12 protein-coding genes are annotated in these 10231 nt (G+C 62.6%); 7 read left to right on the forward strand and 5 right to left on the reverse strand.

Annotated elements, in window-relative coordinates:
- Nucleotides 1–109: 109 nt before the first annotated feature.
- The 4 genes from AB4Z11_RS11450 (at nucleotide 110) to AB4Z11_RS11465 (ending at nucleotide 3975) form a co-directional block, all read left to right on the forward strand.
- Nucleotides 110–1459, forward strand: coding sequence for a sensor histidine kinase (locus AB4Z11_RS11450; RefSeq protein WP_442025375.1), 1350 nt, complete (start codon nucleotides 110–112; stop codon nucleotides 1457–1459).
- Nucleotides 1460–2581, forward strand: coding sequence for a response regulator (locus tag AB4Z11_RS11455; protein WP_442025376.1), 1122 nt, complete (start codon nucleotides 1460–1462; stop codon nucleotides 2579–2581). It abuts the gene before it with no gap.
- Complete coding sequence (locus tag AB4Z11_RS11460) at nucleotides 2578–3564, forward strand: response regulator (RefSeq protein WP_442025377.1); 987 nt, start codon at nucleotides 2578–2580, stop codon at nucleotides 3562–3564. Before AB4Z11_RS11455 ends, AB4Z11_RS11460 begins: the two co-directional genes overlap by 4 nt.
- Nucleotides 3565–3630: 66 nt before the next feature.
- Nucleotides 3631–3975, forward strand: coding sequence for a hypothetical protein (locus AB4Z11_RS11465; RefSeq protein WP_442025378.1), 345 nt, complete (start codon nucleotides 3631–3633; stop codon nucleotides 3973–3975).
- Here AB4Z11_RS11465 and AB4Z11_RS11470 read toward each other — a convergent pair.
- Nucleotides 3972–4598: a LysE family translocator gene (locus tag AB4Z11_RS11470; RefSeq protein ID WP_442025379.1), complete on the reverse strand. Its 627-nt coding sequence runs from the start codon at nucleotides 4596–4598 to the stop codon at nucleotides 3972–3974. The two genes, AB4Z11_RS11465 and AB4Z11_RS11470, sit on opposite strands and share 4 nt — an antisense overlap.
- A 62-nt stretch (nucleotides 4599–4660) precedes the next feature.
- Between AB4Z11_RS11470 and AB4Z11_RS11475 the strand changes: the two genes are divergently transcribed.
- Nucleotides 4661–5635: a helix-turn-helix transcriptional regulator gene (locus AB4Z11_RS11475; protein ID WP_442025380.1), complete on the forward strand. Its 975-nt coding sequence runs from the start codon at nucleotides 4661–4663 to the stop codon at nucleotides 5633–5635.
- On the opposite strand, the gene AB4Z11_RS11480 is transcribed toward AB4Z11_RS11475, so the two are convergent.
- From AB4Z11_RS11480 to AB4Z11_RS11490, 3 genes are read right to left on the reverse strand one after another with little or no spacing between them, the layout of a single operon-like run.
- Nucleotides 5613–6368 (reverse strand): alpha/beta fold hydrolase, encoded by a 756-nt coding sequence (locus tag AB4Z11_RS11480; RefSeq protein ID WP_442025381.1) that lies wholly within the window; start codon nucleotides 6366–6368, stop codon nucleotides 5613–5615. The two genes, AB4Z11_RS11475 and AB4Z11_RS11480, sit on opposite strands and share 23 nt — an antisense overlap.
- A gap of 4 nt (nucleotides 6369–6372) precedes the next feature.
- Entirely contained in the window at nucleotides 6373–6897 is a 525-nt protein-coding gene (locus AB4Z11_RS11485) for a thioredoxin family protein (protein ID WP_442025382.1), read from the reverse strand.
- A gap of 25 nt (nucleotides 6898–6922) precedes the next feature.
- The gene (locus AB4Z11_RS11490) at nucleotides 6923–7615 is read right to left on the reverse strand and encodes a cytochrome c biogenesis CcdA family protein (RefSeq protein WP_442025383.1); all 693 of its coding nucleotides are present in this window, start codon (nucleotides 7613–7615) and stop codon (nucleotides 6923–6925) included.
- Between the two features lie 171 nt (nucleotides 7616–7786).
- Here AB4Z11_RS11490 and AB4Z11_RS11495 point away from each other — a divergent pair, with 171 nt between their 5' ends.
- Together AB4Z11_RS11495 and AB4Z11_RS11500 are read left to right on the forward strand one after the other, a co-directional pair.
- On the forward strand, nucleotides 7787–8521 hold the full coding sequence (locus AB4Z11_RS11495) for a response regulator (RefSeq protein WP_442025384.1): 735 nt from the start codon (nucleotides 7787–7789) through the stop codon (nucleotides 8519–8521).
- A complete protein-coding gene (locus AB4Z11_RS11500) occupies nucleotides 8518–9834 on the forward strand; it encodes an ATP-binding protein (RefSeq protein ID WP_442025385.1) in 1317 nt (438 codons plus the stop codon). Before AB4Z11_RS11495 ends, AB4Z11_RS11500 begins: the two co-directional genes overlap by 4 nt.
- On the opposite strand, the gene AB4Z11_RS11505 is transcribed toward AB4Z11_RS11500, so the two are convergent.
- Nucleotides 9803–10231, reverse strand: a 429-nt coding sequence (locus tag AB4Z11_RS11505) for a methyl-accepting chemotaxis protein (protein WP_442025386.1), incomplete at its 5' end; no start/stop codon positions are given. The genes AB4Z11_RS11500 and AB4Z11_RS11505 overlap by 32 nt on opposite strands.

Here is a 10231-nt window from a genome sequence, read left to right on the forward strand (position 1 = left end):
GCATGCAGGCCATCCTGCCGCCTCAATGCAGCGGTACTTCGGTGTACACCGACCCGACTGGGGTGAACGTGTTTGCCGAAACGACAGTTGGTGTGGCGGCGCATTGAGCATGAGCGGAGTTGCCATCTTGCCGGGTACCAGCTACGAACAAGAGCTGAGCGAATACCATTTGATGTCCAGCCGGGCCTGTGCGGTCACGGTGATCGTGCTCGTGTTGCTGGGCATGGTGCTGGACTACGCCGTTTATCCCAATGAAATGCTGCGCTTTGCCATTGCGCGCGTGGTGACCAGTGCCGCCATCGTGGCTGCGCTGGTGCTGCTGTACACCCGCTATGGCCGTGCCCATGTGCACGTGGTGACCTTCATCTGGCTGACTTTCCCGCAGCTGATGATCGCCTGGATGATCCACGTGACGCAGGGCGAATCTTCGCTGTTTTATGCAGGGATCATCCTGACCATATTCGCCGTGGGGACGCTGTTCCCGGTCGGCTATAAATATACGCTGGGCTTTGGCGCCGTGACGGTGCTGCTGTTCTATCTGGCTTGCGCGCTGCGTCCCGGCGGCATCCACGATGGCAGCCAGTTTGCCTTCCACCTGACCATCATCATCTTCTCCATCGCTGGCAGCACGGTCTACACCTTCTACAGCGAACGTGTGCGGCGCCAGCTGCATTCGCTGAAGGAAGAGGTGGCGCAGAAGAATATCGAACTGGAAGACACCAACCGCAGCCTGGCCGAAATCAAGGGCCAGATGCTGCAACAGGAAAAAATGGCGGCCCTCGGCACTCTGGCCGCAGGCCTGCTGCATGAAGTGAACAACCCGGTCAACTTCTGCATGATGGCGATCGATGTGGCGGTCGAGGAGCCGGCCGCCAAAAATAGTCCGCTGCTGATGGAATGCCTGACGGACGCCAAGCAGGGCATGCAGCGCGTGCAGTACATCGTTTCCGACCTCAAGACCTTCGCTTACCGCAAGAGCGGCGTGGACCACGAAAGCTCGCAATTCCTGTTCGAGCGCGCGCTAGATTCCTCGGTGCGCCTGGTGGGCCACGAAATCAAGGGCGTGAAGATCAACCGCAATCTGGAAGCCGACACGCTGGTACGCGGCGATGAGGCGGCGATCGTCGGTGTGCTGATTAATCTGCTGAGCAATGCGGCACTGGCCATGCGCAAAGGCGCCACGGCCAATCCGACCATTGACGTCAGCGCCGAGGCCGAAGGGGACCGTCTGCGCGTCGCGGTGCGCGACAACGGCCCCGGTATTGCGACGGAAAACATCGGGCGCGTGTTCGAACCATTCTTTACCACCCGCGAGGTGGGCCAGGGCCTTGGCCTTGGACTGAGCATTTGCTATAGCGTCATCCAACGGCACGGCGGCCTGCTCGCGGCCGAAAGTGTGCCGGGTGAATGGACGAGATTCACTTTCGACCTGCCGCGTGTGGCAGGCGGGGAGAAATAAATGTCGAATAGCGAGCGCAATGCAGCCACCGTGCTGTACGTCGATGACGAAGAAATGGCCCGCAAATATTTTGCGCGGTCCATCGAGGGCGATTACAAGGTGCTGACGGCGCCCAGCGTGGATGAAGCCCTCGAAATCCTGAGCAAACCCGATGCGGACATCGATGTGCTGGTGACCGATTACCGCATGCCGGGCCGCGTGGGCGGCGAGCTGCTGCGCCAGGTCGAGGAACATTATCCGCACCTGGTGCGCATCCTGGTCACAGCCTACGCCGACAAGCAGGTGCTGCTGGATACCATCAATGGCGGCGATATTTTCCGTATCCTCGAAAAACCGCTGGACATGGATACCTTGCGCACAGCTTTGCGCATGGCTGCCACCAACGCCCGCGAACGCGCCGCGCGCCGTCAAAGCCTGCTGGCGATCGAGGAGACGGTGGCCTTCCTGGCGCACGAACTGAATACACCGTTGGCCACCATCGCCAACTTCGCGCGCAATATCCAGCGCCGCGTCAACGGCAATGCGCCCGACAATGGCTTGCCGCTGAAGGCCGACATCGGCAACGCAGCGGCCCATATGAATGACAATGCGCGCTACTGCCTGTCGGTGCTGTCGTCCTTCGTGGAGTCGGTCAAGCGCGCCAGCGTGGTGCCGGCGGCGCGTGTGGCCAGCGGCAGTGCTCACCAGATGGTGAACGCGCTGCTCAACGTTTATCCCTTGTCGCCTTCACAGCGCGCCGCGGTCGCGGTCGATGTGCAGAGCGACTTTACTGTCAAGGCCTCGCCGAACTGCGTGGCCCTGGTGCTGTCCTCCCTGCTCAGCAATGGACTGCGCGCGCTGAACGGCCATCCCGAGCCGGTGCTGAAAATTACCGTGGGCGTGGAGGCTCGTCCGTTCATCGTCGTGGAGGATAATGGCCCCGGCATCCCGCCGGCGCTGCTCAACCGCCTGCTGCTGGATCCGGTAACCATGCACGGCAAGGACGGCGGCAGCGGCTGGGGCCTGATTTTTTGTAACCGCGTGATGCAGTCGTTCGGAGGCCATCTGCGGGTGCAGTCGGAGCAAGGACGCTCCACCACCGTAACCATGAATTTCCCGGATTTAGAGAAGGAACGAGCATGACCGAACCCACCAAAACCGCACCGGCGATCCTGTACGTCGATGATGAGGCAACCGCCCTCAAATACTTCCAGCGCGCCCTTGGTTCGCTCGCTCCCGTATACACCGCTGAATCGGTGGAAGAGGGCAAACGTATGCTCGACGAGCATGCCGATGAAATTGCCGTGCTGGTGTCCGACCAGCGCATGCCGGGCGCCTACGGCAACGAGCTGCTGTTCTATGCGTGGGACCGTTATCCGCACATTGTGCGTATCCTGACCACCGCCTACTCCGAAATGGAGCATACGGTGGATGCGGTCAACCAGGGACAGATTCACCGCTACATCCAGAAGCCGTGGGACATCGCTTCGCTGCGCATGGAGCTCAAGCAGGCGCTGGCCCTGGCCAAGCTGCAGAAGGAACACTCGCAGCTGCTGCGCGAGAAGCTGCTGGTGCGCCAGAAGCAGGCGGTGGCAAGCCGTATCGGCACGCTGTACACGCTGTCCGCCAGCCTGGCAGCGGGCGCGCCGTTCGTGCCGGTGGAAAGCTATCTGTCCGGCGCTCTGAGCGCGGGCATGGTGCCGCCGGAGCCGGATTGGCTGATGCTCGACCATTCGGACCTGATCAGTTCCGAGGCCTTCCGCAGCGCAGCCTTTGGCGTAACGGTACGCGAGCACCTGGGCCGCCTGGAGCAGCAGCATGCGGGCGCCGATGCGGCGCAAGCCTTTGTGCTGCTGGCCGAAACCTTTGGTCCGACGTTCCGCGATACGGGCAATGGGACGGCGCTGTTCCTGCAGCGCTCCCAGCTCACCGAGTTCCTCGAAACGCCAACCGGAACGCCAGTGTCGTCGCAGCATGCGTTCTGGCTGGCGGTACTGCTGTGGATGGGCAAACGCGGTGCGGCGATGCAGATGTCCGGCGGCGATGAAGGCGTGAAGTGCCGCATGGTGAACGCCGAATCGGCATTGACCCCGTCGCAGCTGGCGGCCTGGGTCGAACAGTTCTAAGAGGCGTGCGCCGCTGGGGCGCTCCTTTGGCTAAGATGGGCTCCACTATCAAGGGAGGAAATCATCATGCCACGAGGAGCCAGCCCCAAACGCGAACGCGAATACAAGGAAATCGAAGCGAAATTCGAGAAGGAAGGCCGCTACAAGGGCCGTGAGGAAGAGGTCGCGGCGCGCATCGTCAACAAACAGCGCAAGCAGTACGGCGAAACCAAATCCGCCAAGAAGGCCGACAAGGCCGGCAAATCATCGGACCGCGGCCTGCCGATCGACGATTACGAGCATCTGACCGTGCCGAAGATCGCCAGCCAGATTGCGCATCTGAGCCCGGCCGAGCGCCGCAAAATCCGCACTTTCGAATCGAAGCACAAGAACCGCAAGGGCGTGATGGAGGCGCTCGACCGTCTGCACTAAGCCTTCGCTGCTTGCCACACGCTCAGCAGGGCGGTGGCGATCAGCAGCAGGCCGATACCGCGTGCGGTCCAGCGTGAGGCGGCGGGATTGGCGGCAAACCAGCCGCTTGCCTGGCTGGCCGCCAGCGCCAGGGCGCCGTACACGCCGAGCTGCGTGGCGGCCGTGATTGTGCCCAGTACGCCGGACTGCATCCACAGCGGGTCTTGTCCCGGTTTGAGGAATTGCGGGAAGACAGCCAGCATGAACATATAGGCCTTGGGGTTGGTCAGGCTGGTGAGCATGGCGCGGCGGAAGATGACCGGCGCCGCCAGCACTTCCTTGCCGGCGCCGGGTGTAAAGACGTCGGTGCTGCGGAGGAAGGTCCAGCCCATCCAGGCGATGTACGCAGCGCCTGCGACGAGCATGATCTGAAACAGGGCTGGCCACAGTTGCAGCACGACCGCTGCGCCGAGTGCGCCCATTAACAGGTGGCAAAAGCCGCCTGCCACAATGCCGCCCACCGCGGCGAATCCCGCTTTGCGTCCGCCGAGCATGGCGTTGGCCATGACGAAGGCCATGTCCAGGCCGGGCAGGATGATGATGCCGAAGACGACGGCGAAATAGAGTAAGAGGTGATGGTTCATGCAGGCAGATTAAGGCCTAATCAGGACAGCATTCGCCCTGATTCCGGACTATATTGTCTGGCATGTACTATCCAACCACTCGCGTACTGGCAGTGCTCGAACTGCTGCAGTCTCAGGGCCGCCTGAGCGGCGCCGACATGGCGCGCCGCCTGGAAGTCGACCAGCGCACGCTGCGCCGTTATATCGTGATGCTTGAAGACCTGGGGATTCCCATCATGTCCGAGCGCGGACGGCATGGCGGCTATTCGCTGATGCCGGGCTTCAAACTGCCGCCGATGATGTTCAATGATGACGAGGCGCTGGCCTTGTCGCTTGGCTTGCTGGCCGCGCGCAGCCTGGGACTGGCCGAAGCTGCGCCTGCGGTGGCCAGCGCCCAGGCCAAGCTGGAGCGCATCATGCCGGATGGCCTCAAGCAGCGCATCGGCTCCATCGGCGACAGCGTCCACCTCGACCTCGCGCGCGGCCGTGCCCCGCAGGACAATGCCGCCCTGGTGGTGCTGAGCGCCGCCGCCCGCGACCGCCAGCGCGTCCACATCAACTACCGCGCCAGCCCTTTAGCCGCAGCCGGCCCGGCGTCAGGCGAGACGGCGCGTGATGTCGATCCGTATGGGCTGGCTTACTACACGGGATTCTGGTATCTGGTCGCGCATTGCCATCTGCGGCGCGGTTTGCGGACCTTCCGGCTGGACCGCGTGCTTGAGGCCCGCGCATTGGCGCAACATTTCGAGCGTCCGGCTAACTTCGACGCGCTGGCTCACCTGCGGCGCACCATCGCCGCGCTGCCGCGCAAATTCCCGGCGACGGTCTTGCTGAAGACCGATCTCCAGCGCGCCCAATCGGTGCTGCCCGACTGGATCGGACTGCTGGAGCAAACACCCAACGGCGTCCTGTTGCACAACCAGTCCGACGAACTCGAATGGTTTGCGCGACAGCTGGCGGCCCTGCCGTTCGGCTTTGAGATCATCGGGCCGCCGGAGCTGTGCGCGGTATTGGCGCAGCACGCCCGGCAACTGCTCAGTGCTGCGCAGCTTCGATGATCACGTTCGCAACCGCCTCAGGCTGCGCCAGCATCGCCACGTGGCTCGATTCCACCACGGTAGTTTTGGCGTGAATGCGCTTTGCCGAGTCTTTCAGCAGCTGCGGTGCGATCATGCGGTCGTTGTTGGTCACGATGAAGTAGCTTGGACGGGTCTTCCACGCCGCCACGGTCACCTTCTCATCGAAGGCCGCGCCGCGGATCGGACCCTGCGTGGCTGCGATCAGTTTCTGCTGAGCAGCCGGCAGATCCTGCGCAAAGTTCTGCGCCACCGACTCCTCGGGAATGGTCACGAAGCCTGAAGCATCAGCCTGCAGGGTGCCGATGCCCGGTGGCGTCGGATAGCCCTTGCCCTGCGAGGCGGTCGATTCGCCTTCGTTCGGCGCAAAGGCCGCCACATATACCAGCGACTTCACCTTGCCGGTAGCGCCAGCCTGGGTGATGACGGTGCCGGCCCACGAATGGCCAACCAGCACCACGTCACCCTTTTGCGCGGCGATGGCGCGCTCGGTGGCGGCCACGTCGTCCGCTAGCGAAGTCAGGGGATTCTGCACCGAGATGACTTTCAGGCCTTTCGCCTCCAGCAGCGGAATCACTTTATCCCAGCTGGAACCGTCGGCAAACGCGCCGTGCACCAGAACCACCGTTGCCGGATCGGCGGCAAATGCAGCCGGAGAAAGTGCTGCGGCGGACAGTGCAGCCGCAGCGAAAGCGGATTTGATCAGTTTATTCATCTTCTTAGTCCTTTGCGGCGAGCAGTTCGCGGATCTTCTGTTCGGTAACGTCGTAGTTGCCTTCACCGAAGTGCGTATAGACGATGCGGCCTTTCTTGTCGATCAGGTAGGCAGCCGGCCAATACTGGTTGTCGTAAGCGCGCCAGGTGCTGTAGGCATTGTCCTGGGCGACCGGATAAGTGATGCCGAAGCGCTTGATCGCCGCCGCCACGTTCTCGGTCTTGCGTTCGAACGGATACTCAGGGGTATGCACGCCGACCACCACCAGGCCCTGATCCTTGTACTTCTCGTACCAGGATTTCACGTAGGGCAGGGTGCGTACGCAGTTGATGCAGTCGAAGGTCCAGAAATCGACCAGCACCACTTTGCCGCGCAGCGACTGCTGGGTCAGGGGCTGGCTGTTGAGCCAATTGTTGATGCCGCTGAATTCAGGTGCGGCACCGAAATCGCGTGCCGTGGCAGCTTGTGCGCCAGTAGCGACGACGGCGGATGCCGACAGGGCGGCGATGAGCAGGGCTTTCTTGAACATGGTGATTCTCCTTTTCAGATTCAGATCAGATGGAAGGGCCGCCCAGCAAACGGGCATACAGTTGGACATCAAGATGGAAATAAATGGCAATCGCGGTAATCAGCACCAGGCCGCCGAAAATCTGCTGCATGCCTTGCGAACGCAGGGCCAGCCAGCGCAGACGGCCGGTCACCACCTGGCCACCGTATGCGATCAGCAGCATCGGAATGCCGGCGCCGGCGGCGTACAGCGAGAGCAGGCCGGCGGAGCGGGCGGTGTCCTGTGCCTGCGCCACCAGGGCAAGAATCGAAGCCAGCACCGGACCGGCGCAGGGAGTCCAGGCGGCGCCGAGCGACATGCCGAGCACGAAGCCGCCTGCGTTGCCGGGGCCAGGCTGGGCGGCCTGCACGGTGCGCTGCGGCAGGCGCTCTTCGATGCGGGCCTTCAGCCATTCATACGGGTGCGGCCACAGGCGCACCAGGCCGGAGATGGCCAGCAGGGCAATGGCGACATTGCGCAGGATTTCGTGGGCATCGGCCACCGCGCCGGACACGAACGCCAGCAGCATGCCGAGTGCCGAAAAAGTCAGCACGAAACCGGCGACGATAAACAGTGGACGGGTACGGGTACCGTTCACCGCGCTGCCCAGAATGATGGGCAAAACAGGCAGAACACAGGGAGAGGCGATGGTCAGGATACCGGCACCGAAGGCAAGTGGTGCTTCAAGCAGGTGGTTCATGGCAGCACTCCTAAAAGTGATTTGGAATGACTGTATTAGACCGCCCTGACATGTCGGGCAAATGTGTCACTATGTGCCAGTGTGTCTATGTACAGGGCCAGATACATGGAGACACAAATCTCCGCTACACTTCGGCTATAAAACTGACAACAGCATTAATCTGGAATCTAAATGGCCGAACATATCCTGATCGTCGACGACGACCGTGAAATCCGCGAACTGCTCGCAAACTACCTTTCCCGCAATGGCATGACCGCTTCCACCGCCGCCAACGGCAAGCAAATGTGGACGGAACTGGAACAAGGTCCGGTGGACCTGATCGTGCTGGACGTGATGATGCCCGGCGAAGACGGCCTCCAGCTATGCCGCGAACTGCGTGGCGGCAAATGGCGTACCGTGCCGGTGCTGATGCTGACGGCGCTGAGCGAAGAGACCGAGCGCGTTATCGGCCTCGAAATGGGCGCTGATGATTATCTGGGCAAACCATTCTCGACGCGCGAGCTGCTGGCCCGCATTCGGGCCGTGCTGCGCCGCTCGCGCATGCTGCCGCAAGGCCGTTCGCCGGTCGAAACCACGCCGATGCTGGTGTTTGGCGACTGGAAGCTGGATACCACCGGCCGCCATCTGCTGGATGAGCAAGGCACCATGGTGGCGCTAAGCGGCGCCGAATACCGCCTGCTGCGCGTATTCCTCGACCATCCGCAGCGCGTGTTGACGCGCGACCAGCTGCTGAACCTGACCCAGGGCCGCGACGCGGAACAGTTCGACCGCTCCATCGACCTGCTGGTCAGCCGCCTGCGCCAGCGCCTGCGCGACGACGCGCGCGAGCCGCGCTACATCAAGACCTTGCGTAACGAAGGCTATATCTTCTCGTCCGCGGTGCAGACCGAGGGAGAAGAGGAATGAAGCGGCTCATGCCGCGCACCCTGTTCGGTCAGCTGGCTGCGATTCTGTTTGCCGGCCTGATTGCCGCCCACGCGCTGGCTTTTTACGTCATCGTGAGCGAGCGCACGGCGGCGACCAAGGGTGTGATGCTGAATTTCATGGAACAGGACGTGGCCAGTTCGGTGGCACTGCTGGACCGCCTGCCCGCCGCGGAACGCGAGTCCTGGCTACCCAAACTTGAGCGCCGCACTTACAGTTTCATTCTTGGTCCGGGTGAAGAAGGGATGCGGCCGACCGCGCCGATTTCCATGCTGCTGCTCACTTCTCTGGAAGAGGTCATCGGCAAGAATTATCCTCTCACAGCCAGCGCCTTGCCGGGTCCACGTGAGCACCTGCAAGTACATATGCACCTGCGCGACGGCTCGCCGGTGACGCTGGATATCCTGCCGCGCGGCTGGCCAATGGCCCCGTGGCTGCTGCCGGCCCTGATTGGCCAACTGCTGATTCTGGGCACGATCTGCTGGCTATGCGTGCGCCAGGCAACGCGTCCGCTGACGGACATGGCGCGCGCCGCAAACGCCGTCGGCCCCGATCTGCAGCCGAAGCGCATGGCGGAAGGCGGCCCGGAAGAAGTGGCACGCGCCGCCAGCGCCTTCAACGCCATGCAGGACCGCGTGAAAAGCTATATGACGGAGCGCATGCAGATCCTGGCGTCCGTTTCGCACGATCTGCAAACGCCARTCACGCGTATGCGTCTGCGCACGGAGCTGATGGATGCGGACCCTGAACAGCGCGACATCATCCTGCGCGACCTGCAGCAGATGGAAGAAATGGTACGCGAAGGCGTGACCTATGCACGCTCAGCGCAGGGCGGCAATGAAGCGCCGCGCAGCCTGGATCTGGACGCTTTCCTCGATAGCCTGGTATTCGATTATCAGGACTTGAACAAGGAAGTCAGCTTGCATGGCGCGATCAGCACGCCCGTCACGACGCGGCCCCTGGCGCTGCGCCGGGTGCTGGGCAATCTGATCGATAACGCCATCAAATACGGCGGCAGCGCCGAAGTGCATGCATCGATGACCCCACACGGCCGCGCCGAAATCCGCGTACTCGATCGCGGTCCCGGCATTCCGGAAGAGCTGTTGCAAGCCGTGTTCGAGCCGTTCTATCGTGTGGAAGGGTCGCGCAGCCGCGAGACTGGCGGCACGGGTCTGGGCCTGGCCATCGCACAGCAGTTGGCGAAAGCCCTCGGCGCCACCCTCACGCTGCAAAACCGCGAAGGCGGCGGACTGGAGGCACGTCTTACGCTGGGAGTTGAGGCCGCACAGGACTGAGGTGCAAGGCTTCCATCAGCTGTGCCAGGTGRCCTGCGTTGTCGCGCATGGTCACCGATGCCTCGCTGGCCTGCTGTACCAGCGAAGCGTTTTCCTGCGTGGCCTTGTCCATTGCGGTCATCACCTGATGCACCCGCTCGATGCCATCCGTCTGCACACGGCTGGCGTCTGAAATTCCGCTCATCAGATTCGCCACGCGCTGCACGGCATCGACCAATTGCTGCATGGTGCGGCCCGTGTCGTCCACCAGCTTGCCGCCGGCTTCCACCTTGGCCACGGAGTCGTTGATCAGGTCCTTGATTTCCTTTGCCGCTGCCGCACTGCGCTGCGCCAGATTCCGCACTTCGCTGGCAACCACGGCGAATCCACGGCCTTGCTCACCAGCGCGCGCCGCTTC

The organism is Pseudoduganella sp. RAF53_2 (assembly GCF_052113985.1).
Classification (GTDB): domain Bacteria; phylum Pseudomonadota; class Gammaproteobacteria; order Burkholderiales; family Burkholderiaceae_D; genus Rugamonas.